Genomic DNA, 14,884 nt, shown 5'->3' with positions numbered 1-14,884 from the left:
GCGATCGCTGAATGTGGTATTTAAAAGTTTAAGACTGTGGAGTAGTGATAGTAAGATGCTTTTAAGTGAAAAAAGACTGCATAGGGAGAAATACCAATGAGAATTGATAATTATAATGCAGCAAAAGCACTAACTGAAAAATTAAAAGAGAGCTTACCAATTAAAGCACGCGCAGGAAAACCATTTTTGAAGACATTAAAGCAACGAGGAGAGGATGCTGATCCTAATCGGGAGTTTGAGATTGATTTCGTTGGCTATTCTGGAGATGAAGGCGGGATTATGTGCGGTTTAGTCAGTGAAGCACATAATCCAGAAAATAAAGAACGCTATGTTATTTCTATTACTCATCTTAAGATTGATTCAAATCATCCCTTAGCTTCAGAAGTACAAGAGTATCAACGCCAGCGAACTCGTAAGTTAATGTTGCAAGATCAAGCAGGTTTTGCCGCCGAGTTGCTGGCGCAGGCGTCTGCAAAGAAGAAAAAGCGTAGTTCCGGTTTCGGGAAGTGATTAACCTTTAAAACGATATGCCATCCGAATTGGAAGTTTTACCTCTTTGTCATCAAAATTATAGTATTGACCTCGCATTTGCACATTCTGAATTAAACTAACTGGAGGCATGTTTACCACATCATAGCTAATAACTTGATTAGTAAACATGACATCTAAGGGATTTAAAGGATATGTACAGGTGAATAAACCTTCGGCAGTTTTAGGTTTAGTTAATGGTTCAGCTGTTACCTCAGCCTTACTCATCCATTTCCCTAAACGAATCCATTTTGGTAACTTAAGTTCTTTTTGAGTAATCACAAAAAACTCAAATTTACTTTCTGGTGCTATTTCTTTCGCTCTACCAAAACTAGGAATATTTTTTTGGGTTTTCTCCATCTCAACATGGTAGTTGTTGTTAGCATACTTCCATGTGTTGAGGATAGCAGAATGGTTGAGCGATCGCGCCGGAGTTACATAAATTTCTTGTTGATTGAGCGGCGTTAAATGCTCCTCATATTTTGGTACTTGTTCAGGGCAAAAATAGCGATAAGAATGTTCTTCAGCAACGGTAGTAGAGTAGACTGTGCTATCAACTAAACCCAGTGCATAACAGAGAGCATAATTATGAATTACTGGCTCTGTTTCGTATAATCTGCCGATTTCACGAGTTGCAAAATAGAGGCTGTCGTGTAACTCTAATTGACAACGGTAAATAAATACCATTACTCTTTCCCCGCTTTAGCAGAAGTTTTCTTTTTAGTGATATGCTTACTTGCATAAACTTTAGCTTCAGCATCAGCTTTTTGCAAAATTTCTTTGATTCCTTTTTCACTTCCTGTTAAAGTTTTGACTTCATTAATTAGGGATACAAAAGCATCACCAATGAAATCAGTATGAACTATAAATTCATCAGCCATTAACGCCTCAATTGCACTTTTAGCAGCAGTGATTACATCATCTTCATCCAGAGGATCGGGTGGATTTAGAGTATTGTTAGCCTTCATTTGGTCGTATATTGCTTGAGTCCAACGCAGATTACTAGTAATTTCTCCATCTGCAAACACAACACCAATTAACTCATTTCTAACGCGGCCAGTACGGGTTGTTTGCGCTCCATAATGGCGTGTACGCATGATGTTATTAAAAACGTAAAGAAAGCTAGCTTCAGTAGGGTCTTTCAGGGTGACAATACTAGGAAAGAAAACTTGAGGTCTGATGTGGTCTTGTTGATTTATTCGGCTGGTGACTTCACCCGGTTTAGAACCATTTTCACCCTTAGAAGCCATTGTGCCATTTTCAAAAGGAGCATTAAGGGTGAATGTTTCATGAGATTCATCGAAAGCTGTAATTGAAAATGCCGTATCTACTACAACTTTTGATTTTTCAGAACCAGAATCACCAATAGCAAAACCATAAATAATGCAATCAGGATTATCCATTGCAAAATTCACGTTATATTCGCATTCATCAGCAGTCATCAAGCCATAGTTACGTAACAATTCTCGACCAACTAAACGCTCTGGAGTAGATTGCTTGCGCTTGAACATTGACAGTCGGCTAATTGTAGTTTTGTCTTTTACTCCGGCTCTTACTCGTGCTTTATTTAGTTCTCCATCTGTCTGAAATAGAGGATAAGATTCAGTGATGCGAATTGTCAAGAAATGGGCATATTTACCCATTGGTTTGTAGGGAATTTCAGATTGAAATAACTTTGATTCAACAGTTTTTAGAATTGTCATAATTTATCTCCGCAGAATTATTTACTAATTGTTTAAGCAAGATGAGACTTATTAATTGTCGTCATCAGTAGATTCAGTTGATTTATCGTCTTTACCTGCATTTTCTTTATCGTCTTCTAAACGGTAAAGAAACTCACAAGTATCACGAATTAAGTTGATTTGTCGGCCTGCTAAACGAGCGCGATCGCCTGCAAATGATTTTTCAAACACCTCCGCTACAAAATATCGTGCAAAATCTAAAACAGCTTGCCGTTCCTCCTCGCGTTTACTCATCACCCAACGTCCTTCAGCAGTAGAAGAATGAACGCGATCCATGAGTTTAAAAACTTCTGCTGCAACAGCCGCAACTAATGTATCTCCTTGAAACACGCTTGACTCAGCTTTGAGTATAGTTTCTGCTGCAATATCAATTGGTTTCAACACAGCATTAGATTTGGGATTATAACGCTTATTAGCTCTGTAAAATCTCCGATACAAATCTGTTAATTTCTTGGGATGATTTAGACTTGATACTTCTCCCACAATTAATTGCTCCATATTGTTGTCATATTTCACACAAGGGTCAAAACAAGGATAAAAGTGATAGGCATAAAGCCTAATTTTCTCAATTCGCGCTGTTTCTACTCCTTGGTTACGCACCCAGCGATTGAGGTAAGAGAAAACGTACAAAGGACTGGTTTCAAAATCTTTTGCTAGTTCTGTAAATCTCCCCCAGTTGGCATCGTAACCAGTTTTACCTTGTCTAGCATTCACATCAAGGTGAATAGCATAGGCGGCGGTAAGGACATTTAAAGGCGCTGGATATTGGATACTGTTTTCATTCCAGCCTTCAAGAATGTAGTCAAGACGGAAGCGATCGCGTCTTACTAATGCACGGAAAGCATGAGGCGCACTATCGAGGAAAACGCTTTCCTCAAATTCTGCACCATCATTAAAAGGTGGAATTGGTGACTCTGAAACCACAGTTTTAACATCTAAAATCATCGGGAAGGCAAACGCTAACCAACTAGGCATTACCCAAGATTCTGTATCTGTGCTGTCTCGTCCTGGTGGCAGCGCCATGAAGTAGAATGTTAAAGGCTGGTCTTCAGGATAGGAAAGCTTAAATGTGCGGTCTTTTTCAGGCTGGAGGTTTTCGTCGATTAAGAAAGTATCTACACTTTGGTATTTTTCTCGTTCAAAATTAGCTTGTAAATCCTTGCTGATAAAATGATTACGAACGCTGGTATCAAAGCGAGTTTGAGCAATACCACTGTAAGCTTTCTGCAAAAACTTGTTAGTTTCAGGTGTGAAATAATAAGTGGGATAAAAATAGAGATAGCGATATTTGCCATCTTCAAATCTTTTACCTACAGCTTGAGTTTGATTCATTAATATTTGCCTGAGCATCATCTCCACACCTGCAATACTGGAGATATTGCGCTTGGCATTAGAACCTCCTAACATTTGCTTGTTTGTATAAACTTGCGGCGTAAATAAAACTGCTGATTCCATCTGCTCAGTAACAGTGTAAGCTGAATGAGAAATTGAGCAGATTAATTGCCGTCCACGTCCCGGTTTTTTAGCAGCATTATAGTTACCCAACTCACTTAAGAATGTATCAAATTGAGTTTTAGCTGATAGCTGTTGATTTGCACTAGATAACATCACAACTCTTGATACCCAAAGCCTTAAATCATCCCAACCATCAGGTAATTCATACTGTGCAAGTATTGGAGAAATTAAGCTTGTTAAGTAATGAATGACTTGCTGACAAGTTTCTCTAACATCTTCAACACCTGGATGTTGTTCAAGATATTTAGCTGCTAAGTAATACCATTCGTAAGGTACTCCGCCAGTATTCCCTTTTAATTTATTTTCCTTCAGGCTTTCGTTAATACGCTGAATTTCTCGAATTGCAGGTAAATATTTTGCTAAATTCCAAAATTCTGCAACTTTATGAGTCATGTTTAAAGGAGGAACGACTGGCGATTTTTTGTCTTTCTTATTAGCTGCTTCAATCCGATTTACAGTTTCCTCCCAAATCTTGCGGCTAATTAAATCTCCAAATTCTGCTAATTGGTCAATACGGATATCATCAGCAAATTTAAAATCATAATCTGCTGGTAAAACATTTTGTTGCTGAAACTTGACTAAGTTATCACTACGGCTTTTAGCAACAGAAGCTTTATTAGTATTTAAAATGCGTAATGTTGCATCTAAAGCCACTTGCATTAAGCCTAAAGAATCAAAAAATAAATTGTAATATTCAGCATATTTCATACCTTTACCATCTCTACCAAATCCCGTTTGTCTAAGACGTAATTGACCTGCACAAAGAGATTTAATATTGTTCACTACTCGGTCTGGTAAATCTGACGGCGATATTGCAGGAGCATTACGCGCAGCCAGATAAATTACACCTGTTGGCAGATATAACAAAGGTTCATAGTAGATATTTCCATCAGTATTCAGACTTGTATGAGCCTGAATTAAAGAATTATTAACTACATTAGTTAAAACGCCCCGATTCTCAGCAATACTGTGATAGGTGAATTTCAACTGTCCATCACTTAAAAAGTGGAGAACTTCTTTAAGTTTCGGGTGTTCTGCATCTTGGGGATGTTTAACAATTGAGGCGAGAGAGTCAGCTAATAAAGTTAAACCTGATAGTTGTCGCAGAGTGCGATCGCGCAATACTGGATTCAACCCAAATTCCGAAAAGTTCCAGTTAGTATCCCAGCGACTTTGTGCATTATAAGCCATGCACAATAAATCATCAATATATTCTTGATAAGCCTCTGGATTGTTTGGATTGATAAATTTATCCAGTCCTAATTGGCAAACTTTTTTATCAATAATTGGACGATGTTCTGCTAATGGCAATTTACGGCAATCATTCGGCACGTCAGGGAATTTTTCAAAGTCATGTAAAATAAACCCAGCAATCACTAACCGTCGTTCTCTTTCTTTCACCACTCGTCGGACTGTTGTATCGAGTTGCTGTAACCGTCTCTCAATTAAATTAGCTGGGAATAATCCATTTAATAAGTGTGTATTCAATGATTGATCAGCAGCATTATCTCGTCTGACTTTAGTTTTTCCTGCGGCTTCTCGTTGCTGATCGATGGCATCAAAATACTTTCCACCTTTAGCAGTTACACCAATTGCTATGCGTAAGAGATTTGGTAACACATATTCAGCAAAATCTGCCATTACCGAATCATCAGGATTTTGTGCCTGAATTGCTTCGCGTAGTAGTTTTAAACTGAGTAATTCTGCTTGGGTTTCGATAGTGCGGTCTGAAGAATTACCATCAAATCCAAAATCGCCTGATAACCAATCTTCATCATTAGTCATTTTATAATTCCAATTTTTTACTCTACATCTTCTAGCAATTTGGCAACTTGCTCTGGAGCCGGAAGCTGATTTTTTAGTTCTTGAGGCACTGTTGAAACTACTTGATAAGTAGCTACACCAATTGGTTTATTTGATTCTCTCAATGCATACTCAACAATAGTTTTATCTTTGGATTTGCAAAGAATAATTCCGATTGAGAGGTTTTCGTCTGGTAGTCGAGATAAATCATCCAAAGCCGCCAGATAAAACTCTCGTTCTAGGTCATCTTTGCACTTCTCTAAAATGACTATATTGTGAGTCCATCCAATTTCTGCCACCATTGGTGGCAGAATTTCTTTCGAGTGGTAAGTCAGGTAAAAATCTTGCATTCTCCAAATATTACGAGCAGAAAATCCGCTAATTCCAGGAAACTCTGCTTGTAAGTCTTTTGCTAACTGTTCTACTACGGATTTTCCCCAACTAGCACCTTGCTGTTGAGTAACAATTATCTGTCCAATGTCCCAGTAGAGGTTAATCATCTCACGATTAACTGCTTTGAGGGCTTCGTACTGGGCTGAACGAATACGCTGTTTTATTTCCATTAGTAAATGTCTGTAAGTGTCTGAAATGGGGTTACTCATAACTGAAATTGATGTTATGGCTTTTTCAAATTTGTGAATTTTTCAGTTATCGCTTGCGGCTGGTCGAATTCTCACCCTACCTAATTCAGCAGTTACAATTGCACCAGATGCTAATTCATTTCCATAAAGCGCAAGTACTTGCAAACAAACTGATGATTGCTGTCTGGAATTGAGATTGACTAAGCGCAATATGCCGCAATGGGGAATCCCACGCACAATTGTTAACTCTCCGAAGTCCTTATCTCTTGTTATCAAAATTCGACTTTCGCGGTAAGCTGTTGCCAAAATTTCCTCGTCTCCTGGATCTTCAGACCAATCTCCAGTCCAAACAGCGTCATAACCTGCGGCTATTAAATCTGCACGTACTCCTCCCCACACACAAGTATCTACAAGTACCTTCACTATTAAGACTCCACAGGTATTAGTTCAATTCGCTCGTGGCCTACAAGCCGACGAGCATAGACTAAACAGGCTAGTACATCTTCCCTTTCTAACCAGGGATAACCCTCTAGCAAAATTTCGATTGTATCTCCGGCCGCTAACATTTCTAGAACGTGTTCAACCGCCAAACGACGACCTCGAATAATTGGTTTACCGCCAAAGATTTTGGGGTTGACTGTAATTCTTTCCAAAAGTTGTTGCTCGTTCATGGTTTACCTCAAAACAGAGAGAGAAGCGTCAGTTAAGATTTACTGCTTGAAGTTTGCTTTTTAGCTATACTCATACCAGCCATCAGCTGAACGCTTCTGGGGGTTGAGATGACTTACGCCTGAACTTAATGCCGCAAGCTATTATGAGCTTCTCTCTCTGATAAGAGATTTTCTGTTTATATGAAGAAAATTCCACATAAACCACAGAGAGTTTACACTGCTATTAATCGGTATTTATGTTTTTGACCAACTCCAGCCCAAGCTGTCTCAATCTCGTAACCTAGTGTGCGAGCTTTCTTAAGGGCATCTGCAAAGGGATAACCAACTTTTACAGCTAGTTCATCGCCCAAGTGCCATGCACCATCCCGCAGAACTTCAATCAAAAGTTCAACCTTTGTTTTTTTGCGCTTTTTCATTTATTTATTGTGTTTGACTACTATATGATTAGACGCTACCCAAAACGATAGCTACTGTCAAGACAATAAGTTATAGACTTATTTGACTTGTTAAATATGTCAGAACTAGATAGCGGTTATTACCTCCTCTATTTTTGTTAGTCTTAAGATGTAGACGGAGACTCACTACAGAAAAAGTGAGCTAAATCCCTATCAGGGATTGAAACAAATACGTCTGAACTTACTGGCGTAAGCTTATTCTCCGTCACATTAACCAAAATCCCTATCAGGGATTGAAACCTCAAACAACCCATATCTCATCTCCTTTGCTTTTAAACGTGTACGCCAAGGTATCCAACAGCAGTGCAGATTGACCAAAAGCGATCGCACAACTTGCACTAACATCATGAAAGCTATACTGATCGCTAATTGGGTAAATCTGAAAATGCATCGGCAATCTTAGCCGCATCCGCACTTCAGCCACGGGACGGCGAATCACGTAACAAACCAAACCCTCTTTTTTCAAACGTTTGTTAATTCCTCCAATCCAGTGGTTGTCTGGTTGCCAAATTTCCACACCTGTTAAAACCTGAACTTTCCAAGCATCGGCTATTGGCTGCAAGTCCCCAGAGTAGGTAAACTTCCAGTTCAGCCGTTCCTCGCGGTAGTCACGCAACTTCATAAATGCTAGACAGTGATCAAATCTACCTTTAGCGATGGGTTGTCCGGTGCGTTGGGCGGTTTCTTGGAGTGTCCGTATAAATGCTGCTTCCGTCCACATTTCAATTTCTAAATTGCCCAAAATACCCGGTAAATCATAGGTTTTAAATCTGTCTACCTCATTTTTTTCCGTTAAATCATACAATCCACATTGCAGAGAGCTAGAACCACGAAAATTATAAGCATCTTCAGCAATGGGATTCCCGGATTTACCTGAAATTGCTTGCCAATCTTTTGCCCATCCTGAAATGCGTCCACCTAAAGATTTTAAACTAGTTTCAAAAACCTCCTCACAAGCTTGTTGAAACTTCTCTCGGCTTTGTGCATACTGTTGTTGAATTGTGCGATCGCCTAATTTCCAAAACAAGTAAAATGACTGTACAGCCCCCCAGCGACGATAATAGCCGTGAAAATCGTTGATTTTGCGATATTGCTCTCTAATTATGTTGTGAAAAGAGGGGCGATCGTAAATACTATTTACAATTAAAGGTGGCGAATCTACTTGAAATAAACGCTCTACTAAAAAATTAGGAACAAGAGCATAAACTGTGAAATTTTCAAACTTAATTTTTTGACCATCTTTTTCATATTCATCATGTCTTCCTAATCGTCCCAATCGTTGGATAAAAGTACCAGAGTCCGACGATTCAAACATTAAAAAATTAATTTTAAAATCAACCCCTACATCAATTGTGCTAGTGCCAATAACCAAATCAGCCGCTAGACTTTGCTCCTTTTCTACTTTTCCTGAAAGTCCCGTATTCTCTCCTACCTTTAAGCCATGAGGCTGTAAAAGTTCTTGAAAAAATGGAGTCAGGCGCTTGACTGCTGCAATTGAGTTCAAAATAATTGCACCTTTACTTCCTGGATACTGCTGAAACTGAGTCAAAATTAAATCACTATTTTCTCTAAACCAAGTTTCAGAAGCTTTAAAAGAAGGTTCCAATGGAATAAAATTCAGCGAAATTGTTCTTGCAACTAGCCGCCATTCCTGAGATTCCAATTGCTGCCCTTGCTCTGGTATATCAGAAAACTGATATTTATTTGCTTCAAGCGGATTAATTTCTTGACAACGAAATCCTGCTACTTTTAATCTATCAATTAAATTTTTATCTGGGGTAGCTGACAGAAATAGAAATTTTTTGCGACGATTGGTACAGCGAATTAACAACATTGTGTTAATCACGCTGGCGATTTGAGGAGCAGCAAAAACGTGAAATTCATCAAAAATAAATAAGTCAAAATCTTTATCAATTCTGCCCCATAGTTTATCGGGACTATCGCCACGAATTATATAAGCCCCACGATGTAGGTAGTGAAAAATATCAGGGTTGGTAAGTAAGGCTTCTCTTTGGTTAGTGAGAGTTGCGATCGCAGCTCCTTTTTTCAATCCTTCATTTTCTGCATAAATTTCTAAATCAGCGCCAGAAAGACGTACTACACGCGGCTGATTTTCTGGCTTAAATTTCTCAATATATCCTTTAATCTGCGTTTCTTGATCGCGTGCGAGTTCGTTAGTTGGGTAAAGGCCAATAGCAGAACCTTCTCCTTGAAGAACTTCTAAATAAGCAGCCAAGCTTTTACCATCACCAGTCATCGCTGTATTAAACACTACGTCAATATTTGGATCGCGCAATGCTTCCAAAGTCGCTGCTTGATGCCAAGAAAGCGACCAATTTTTTGGTAGTTGCACTCCGTCGGGTGTTGGGACGGTTTGAGAATAAACAGGCTTGAGAGTAATATTGTATACTTTTGTCATTTGTCTTTTCCTTCCACTTCAATATCTTGATATTCCTGGATACTCCCTTGTCGGATTATCCATAATTTACCAGTCACATCTGCTGCTTCAAGTCCAGCAATTAGAGTTTCTGTAACTGTACGGTAATCTTCAAAAGTAGGGCGGGGTGATAAACGAATGACTATAATTCCTCTATAGTGAGAAGGAATATATTTAAGACGATTTCCAAATTCTCTATCTATTGTTACTAAACACCTATTCTTACTCTGACAAATATCAATTAATTCTTCATCGTGAGTTGAAATTAAACCTTGTTCTCGGACAGTAGCAATATCATGTCCTGTAAGACGTAATAATGTAGCTACTCGCAGACTACCAAGATTTTCATCAAGTTTAATATTCACTTTTTTGATTCTTTTTGTAATCCTAAAGGAATTTCTACATAGCTATCTCTTGTCATCTCCGCAGCGTATGCAATACAAGCAAAGATATCTTCTCGTTCTAAACCAGGATATTCTTCCAAAATAGTCTCTATTTTTTCTCCACTTGCTAGAAGGTCGAGAATTAAACTAACCCATATACGATGACCTTTAATACAAGGTTTACCGAAACAAATATTTGGATCAATGGAAATTCGGGATAGTAAATTGTCCTTAGTCATTGGAGCTTCTCCAAATTTGTCGTAATTCTTCTCAATGAATCCTTTTCTCCTAATTTTATATTCGGACTTACACTTAAATAGTGTCCGTAACTGGTTGTTAAAAACTATATTGGCACGCAAAATAGAAGTTGGCAAGAGAGTAAATGTATAAAGTATACGGACACACTTTATGAGTCGAAAAGGTCAATCTATTACTCTGTCGATATCAGAACGCGATAAAGCCGAACTAGAAGCGATCGCCTTAGAATTTGGTATGATGTGGGGCGATCGCCCGAATATCTCCAAATTAATAGAAGCGATCGCTCAACGTAAGTTACTCATCGGTAACAATAACAATTGGAAAGAATCACGCATCCGCGCATTACATAGGTGTATTGGTGCATTAACAGACATTGGACAAATTGAACAAGCCCAAATCATTGCCAACTTACTTCTCGAACGTAGCGAATTATCAATACCGCTAAGAAACGAAATCGAACGTTTCCTAGAGAATCTTCCCCCAGCTTGGCGTTTGCAAATAGATAACTACATCCTGCGTCAGCAGCCATTTCAGCTTTCTTATCAAGATGCGGCGGGGCGTTTGTTAAACTTTACTGTACGCCATGCCAAAATCACACCCCACGAAAAGCGGCAATATCTCGATTGTTGGTGCGAAGAAACAGAAGGAAACTTTGATATCCCAGAACTAATTCATAACTGGAGTTTACGATTAGACAGAATTACAGATGCGGCTGTAACTTTAATTTATGGCGAGTGGCGTACTAATTTGGATGAAATAAAAGTAGAAATGCACTTATTTTCTGGTTTGGCTTTTGCCTATCAAGTTAAACCAGAAGATGATATTAATGAATGGCTACCAGATAAACCGCGAGTCAAGCGAGTTATCAGGCGAGTATCGAGTACATTTTGGTTTAGCCGCGAAGTAATGCAATACGCACCAGATTGTGTAGTGATATTACCAGAGAGTGTACGCGATCGCCTTAAACAAAAACTCCTCACCCTCTGTCAGTTGTACGATATAGAAACTAGGGAGTGAGAAAATGCCATAAATTAGTCGTTTTTTTATAACGACCATCCACCACCACACTTTCATGTTCGTTACAACAAGCAAAAGGCCATAGTCAGTATCCAAACCTTAGAAGTTTTGGAAGGTGAACTGACACCTAGACTTTTTAAACTGGTAACAGAATGGGCATTGATGCATCAAGTGGAACTGATAGAAGATTGGGAACTAGCCAGAGATAATCAAACTTTAAATAAAATTTCCCCATTGGAGTAAATTATGCTTAAAGATATTATTGCGGTTGAACCCAGAGAAAACTATCAACTGTATGTCTGCTTTGAAGATGGTACTAAAGGAGTAGTTGATATTAGCAAAATTATCAAATTTACAGGTGTATTTGCCCCTTTGCAAGATCATGATTATTTTGCTACAGTTCAAGTCAATCCTGAATATGGCACAATTCAATGGAAATCGGGAGCTGACCTCGACCCAGATGTAATTTATTCTTTGATTACTAAACAACCAATTCCTCAGTATCGGCTTAGTACATTCTCGGCTAATTCTGCTGATTGAAGATTACCAGAGAATGTAAGCGATCGCCTCAAACAAAAACTCCTCACCCTCTGCCAGTTATATGATATCAAAACTAAGGAGTGAAAAAAGTTTTGCTGACACTTGCACTGAAAGCTAGATAACATTAGATCCGGCGCATGTTTACTGTTCAGGAGTGCAAAATGTCTAAAAAGCTGGGTCAAAAAATTGCACCTACACCCATATCAACCGATATTGGTGTGGTGGATTTGATTGATAATTACTTCACTGCTTACAACTCAGCGCGTTTGCGGGAAATCTGCCAACTTTTGAGTCGCGATGTGCTAACAGAAGGCGTCACAGTAGGAGTCAGCCTTTCCGGTGCAATGACACCAGCCGGATTTGGTGTTTCTGCTTTAGCACCTTTAATTCGCAATGGCTTTATTGACTGGATGATTAGTACTGGTGCTAATCTTTATCATGACATGCACTATGGATTGGGGTTTGAACTGTTTGCGGGTAATCCGTTTTTAGATGATGTGAAGCTGCGTCAAGAAGGCACCATCCGTATTTATGACATTATTTTTGGCTACGATGTGTTGTTAGAGACTGACGCTTTTATCCGCAAGATTTTACAAGCAGAACCTTTCCAAAAACGGATGGGAACAGCAGAATTTCATCATTTACTGGGCAAATATGTCCACGAAATAGAAAAACAATTGGGAGTACAGCATTCCTGCCTGCTAGCTACAGCCTATGAATATAGCGTGCCAATTTATACGTCTTCTCCTGGGGATAGCTCAATTGGGATGAATGTAGCTGCTTTAGCCTTAGAAGGTTCGCAATTAGTCTTAGATCCTTCTATTGACGTGAACGAAACAGCTGCGATCGCCTACAATGCTCGTGAATCAGCAGGTAAAAGTGCGGCTGTAATTCTTGGTGGTGGCAGTCCTAAAAACTTTTTGCTACAAACCCAACCGCAGATTCACGAGGTATTAGGATTAGAAGAACGAGGACACGATTACTTTGTGCAATTTACCGATGCTCGCCCAGATACTGGTGGTTTGTCAGGGGCAACACCCTCAGAAGCTGTCAGTTGGGGTAAAATCGACCCCGAAGAATTACCCGACACCATCGTTTGTTACACCGACAGCACGATCGCCCTACCATTGGTAACAGCATACGTGATGAACAAGTGCCAACCTCGTACCCTCAAGCGGCTGTATGACAAACGCGAAGCCATGTTAGACAAACTACGTACAGACTATTTAGCAGCCAAAACCCAACCCTCAGACAAAGTTCCATCAGCAATGGCTGAGAGTGCCTCACAGCAAATAGCAACATATCCCTGCGGTAGGCTGATTCCGAACAGCCCGTAAGAGGGATGAGGTAGGGCAGGGGGCAGGGAGCAGGGGAGAAATAACTAACACTCACTCCTCACGGGCTAAACGCCCCGCTACCGCTAACATCACTCCCAATTCCCTACTCCCCACTCCCTACTCCCTACTCCCCATTCTTTAAATATTCCCGTAAACAGGAATTGCTGCACCACGGATATCTTTAGCAACTTCTGAGGCTAAAAAGCAGATGACTTGAGCTAGAGATTGGGGTTTTACCCACTTGTCAGCATTTTCTGCACCCATCGCTTGGCGGTTGCTGGGGGTATCAATCACGCTAGGAAGGACAGTATTTGCAGTGATATTAGTACCTTTAGTCTCATCTGCGATCGCTTTTGTCAACGCAACCACACCAGCTTTAGCAGCAGAGTATGCTGCTAATTGACCAGCAGGTTCTACAGCTGCTTTAGAACCCACTGTTACAATGCGTCCATAACCATGTTTCAACATGCTTTTCAGGCTATATTTGCAAGTCAAAAAAGTTGTATTTAGGTTTAAATTAAACTCGTGTTTCCAACTGTCAAAACTGTATTCGTGAGTTTTTCCCATTGAAAAGCCACCTACCAAGTGAATCAATACATCCACTCGTTCTATCTGATTAATCAGATTTTCTACTGAAGCTTCATCCTCTAAATTAGTAGAAACAAAGTGAATTCTGGCAAAATCGGCAGGCTGGATAAATTGTTTGAGGCGTTCAATTTCCTTGGGGTTACGGTAGGGAATTGTCACCTCTGCACCTTCTGCAATCACCGCTGGTGTCACTCCTAAACCAAGTCCACCAGTGCCACCTGTCAATAAAACTTGTTTGCCTTTCATTAGTTTCACACCCTTGAAAACTTTTATTTCTCAGTTCCCTGTTAAGCGTTCCCTGCTGTATTTTGCGTAAATGCCCGCTTAGCTGTTGATTAATTTAAGTGTAATTGTTAATAACTAATCTCTATGAAATCTTTTAATCCAGAAGTAATTCGTGCTTTAACTCCTATGTTTTTGGCAACTATTGGAGCTGCAGTTGGTATTGCTGTAATTGTTTCACCAAATATTTCTGACGCTAAATGGTCTGCTGGGCTTGGTTTAGCTGGAACAGCTATTGCTGGTGCTGCTGGACTTGCTCAAACATCCAAGAGTGAACAAGACTTTTCAGTAAAACAACAAGGAGATAACCTAGAAGTTGAAACCCCAGCAACTCAGCGCAGTGAGGAACATTAAAGAACATTAAACCCAATACGTTTCAGTTAGGGCTAAAAATCTGATTTTGCATAGGTTGGGTTGAAGAACGAAACCCAACATTCTCGCAGCTTTGTTGGGTTTTATTATCGCTCTACCCAACCTACAATTATCCTTAACTGAACCGTATTGGTTTATAAATCACTTCTATAGCAATCCTAATAAATTAGGCACATTCGATTATATCCCCCGCATGAATGACGGGGGATATAAGCATCACGTCTCATAAATAACCTTTGACAATATAGCCCAACTAAAAAGCCTGATAATTATCGCCAGGCTTTTTAATAGAAAAGTGAAAAAGCAGTGGGGGAGGGAGCAGCTTTCAAGGGTAGGTTTTTCATATTCAGTCTGAAAAAACCTATTTTTTCGTTC

Annotated in this window: 16 protein-coding genes and 1 pseudogene; 6 read left to right on the top strand and 11 right to left on the bottom strand. The window is 39.5% G+C overall.

The window, feature by feature from the left end:
* Positions 1-96: 96 nt before the first annotated feature.
* The gene (locus tag AC5JMF_RS09540) at positions 97-510 is read left to right on the top strand and encodes a hypothetical protein (protein WP_495795469.1); all 414 of its coding nucleotides are present in this window, start codon (positions 97-99) and stop codon (positions 508-510) included.
* Here AC5JMF_RS09540 and cas5d read toward each other — a convergent pair whose 3' ends face one another.
* From cas5d to AC5JMF_RS09490, 10 genes are all read right to left on the bottom strand, one after another.
* On the bottom strand, positions 511-1,215 hold the full coding sequence (gene cas5d / locus AC5JMF_RS09535) for a type I-D CRISPR-associated protein Cas5/Csc1 (RefSeq protein WP_495795468.1): 705 nt from the start codon (positions 1,213-1,215) through the stop codon (positions 511-513).
* Entirely contained in the window at positions 1,215-2,231 is a 1,017-nt protein-coding gene (cas7d, locus tag AC5JMF_RS09530; protein ID WP_495795467.1) for a type I-D CRISPR-associated protein Cas7/Csc2, read from the bottom strand. The genes cas5d and cas7d overlap by 1 nt, the downstream gene beginning before the upstream one ends.
* Before the next feature lie 51 nt (positions 2,232-2,282).
* Positions 2,283-5,570: a type I-D CRISPR-associated protein Cas10d/Csc3 gene (cas10d, locus tag AC5JMF_RS09525; protein WP_495795466.1), complete on the bottom strand. Its 3,288-nt coding sequence runs from the start codon at positions 5,568-5,570 to the stop codon at positions 2,283-2,285.
* 17 nt (positions 5,571-5,587) lie between these two features.
* Entirely contained in the window at positions 5,588-6,190 is a 603-nt protein-coding gene (locus tag AC5JMF_RS09520; RefSeq protein WP_495795465.1) for a PDDEXK nuclease domain-containing protein, read from the bottom strand.
* Positions 6,191-6,232: 42 nt separating this feature from the next.
* The gene (locus AC5JMF_RS09515; protein WP_495795464.1) at positions 6,233-6,592 is read right to left on the bottom strand and encodes a DUF5615 family PIN-like protein; all 360 of its coding nucleotides are present in this window, start codon (positions 6,590-6,592) and stop codon (positions 6,233-6,235) included.
* Between the two features lie 2 nt (positions 6,593-6,594).
* Complete coding sequence (locus AC5JMF_RS09510) at positions 6,595-6,840, bottom strand: DUF433 domain-containing protein (RefSeq protein WP_495795463.1); 246 nt, start codon at positions 6,838-6,840, stop codon at positions 6,595-6,597.
* Between the two features lie 212 nt (positions 6,841-7,052).
* Positions 7,053-7,256, bottom strand: a complete 204-nt coding sequence (locus tag AC5JMF_RS09505) for a hypothetical protein (RefSeq protein ID WP_495795462.1) — start codon at positions 7,254-7,256, stop codon at positions 7,053-7,055.
* A gap of 280 nt (positions 7,257-7,536) precedes the next feature.
* A complete protein-coding gene (gene cas3 / locus AC5JMF_RS09500; protein ID WP_495795461.1) occupies positions 7,537-9,714 on the bottom strand; it encodes a type I-D CRISPR-associated helicase Cas3' in 2,178 nt (725 codons plus the stop codon).
* Positions 9,711-10,097, bottom strand: coding sequence for a DUF5615 family PIN-like protein (locus AC5JMF_RS09495; protein ID WP_495795460.1), 387 nt, complete (start codon positions 10,095-10,097; stop codon positions 9,711-9,713). Before AC5JMF_RS09495 ends, cas3 begins: the two co-directional genes overlap by 4 nt.
* Entirely contained in the window at positions 10,094-10,354 is a 261-nt protein-coding gene (locus tag AC5JMF_RS09490; protein ID WP_495795459.1) for a DUF433 domain-containing protein, read from the bottom strand. The genes AC5JMF_RS09495 and AC5JMF_RS09490 overlap by 4 nt, the downstream gene beginning before the upstream one ends.
* 169 nt (positions 10,355-10,523) lie before the next feature.
* Between AC5JMF_RS09490 and AC5JMF_RS09485 the strand changes: the two genes are divergently transcribed.
* From AC5JMF_RS09485 to AC5JMF_RS09470, 4 genes and pseudogenes are all read left to right on the top strand, one after another.
* Positions 10,524-11,390, top strand: a complete 867-nt coding sequence (locus tag AC5JMF_RS09485; RefSeq protein WP_495795458.1) for a WYL domain-containing protein — start codon at positions 10,524-10,526, stop codon at positions 11,388-11,390.
* A 33-nt stretch (positions 11,391-11,423) separates the two neighbouring features.
* Positions 11,424-11,633, top strand: a pseudogene (locus AC5JMF_RS09480) (DUF4160 domain-containing protein); the annotation flags it as partial.
* 3 nt (positions 11,634-11,636) lie between these two features.
* Entirely contained in the window at positions 11,637-11,930 is a 294-nt protein-coding gene (locus AC5JMF_RS09475) for a DUF2442 domain-containing protein (RefSeq protein ID WP_495795457.1), read from the top strand.
* Between the two features lie 161 nt (positions 11,931-12,091).
* Entirely contained in the window at positions 12,092-13,267 is a 1,176-nt protein-coding gene (locus AC5JMF_RS09470) for a homospermidine biosynthesis protein (protein ID WP_495795456.1), read from the top strand.
* 138 nt (positions 13,268-13,405) lie between these two features.
* Here AC5JMF_RS09470 and fabG read toward each other — a convergent pair whose 3' ends face one another.
* Positions 13,406-14,101 (bottom strand): 3-oxoacyl-ACP reductase FabG, encoded by a 696-nt coding sequence (gene fabG / locus AC5JMF_RS09465; RefSeq protein WP_495795455.1) that lies wholly within the window; start codon positions 14,099-14,101, stop codon positions 13,406-13,408.
* Positions 14,102-14,224: 123 nt separating this feature from the next.
* Here fabG and AC5JMF_RS09460 point away from each other — a divergent pair, with 123 nt between their 5' ends.
* A complete protein-coding gene (locus AC5JMF_RS09460) occupies positions 14,225-14,491 on the top strand; it encodes a hypothetical protein (protein WP_495795454.1) in 267 nt (88 codons plus the stop codon).
* The last annotated feature ends 393 nt before the right edge of the window (positions 14,492-14,884 follow it).

It is taken from the genome of Desmonostoc vinosum, from assembly GCF_059505385.1.
The sequence above is the reverse complement of the archived record's forward strand: the minus strand, read 5'-3'. Positions and strand labels throughout refer to the sequence as shown.

Coding starts and splice junctions, on each gene's coding strand:
- cas3 (WP_495795461.1), bottom strand. CDS start 9,714: ATGACAAAAGTATACAATATTACTCTCAAGCCTGTTTATTCTCAAACC.
- AC5JMF_RS09470 (WP_495795456.1), top strand. CDS start 12,092: ATGTCTAAAAAGCTGGGTCAAAAAATTGCACCTACACCCATATCAACC.
- fabG (WP_495795455.1), bottom strand. CDS start 14,101: ATGAAAGGCAAACAAGTTTTATTGACAGGTGGCACTGGTGGACTTGGT.
- AC5JMF_RS09505 (WP_495795462.1), bottom strand. CDS start 7,256: ATGAAAAAGCGCAAAAAAACAAAGGTTGAACTTTTGATTGAAGTTCTG.
- AC5JMF_RS09490 (WP_495795459.1), bottom strand. CDS start 10,354: ATGACTAAGGACAATTTACTATCCCGAATTTCCATTGATCCAAATATT.
- cas10d (WP_495795466.1), bottom strand. CDS start 5,570: ATGACTAATGATGAAGATTGGTTATCAGGCGATTTTGGATTTGATGGT.
- AC5JMF_RS09510 (WP_495795463.1), bottom strand. CDS start 6,840: ATGAACGAGCAACAACTTTTGGAAAGAATTACAGTCAACCCCAAAATC.
- AC5JMF_RS09485 (WP_495795458.1), top strand. CDS start 10,524: ATGAGTCGAAAAGGTCAATCTATTACTCTGTCGATATCAGAACGCGAT.
- AC5JMF_RS09475 (WP_495795457.1), top strand. CDS start 11,637: ATGCTTAAAGATATTATTGCGGTTGAACCCAGAGAAAACTATCAACTG.
- cas7d (WP_495795467.1), bottom strand. CDS start 2,231: ATGACAATTCTAAAAACTGTTGAATCAAAGTTATTTCAATCTGAAATT.
- AC5JMF_RS09460 (WP_495795454.1), top strand. CDS start 14,225: ATGAAATCTTTTAATCCAGAAGTAATTCGTGCTTTAACTCCTATGTTT.
- cas5d (WP_495795468.1), bottom strand. CDS start 1,215: ATGGTATTTATTTACCGTTGTCAATTAGAGTTACACGACAGCCTCTAT.
- AC5JMF_RS09540 (WP_495795469.1), top strand. CDS start 97: ATGAGAATTGATAATTATAATGCAGCAAAAGCACTAACTGAAAAATTA.
- AC5JMF_RS09520 (WP_495795465.1), bottom strand. CDS start 6,190: ATGAGTAACCCCATTTCAGACACTTACAGACATTTACTAATGGAAATA.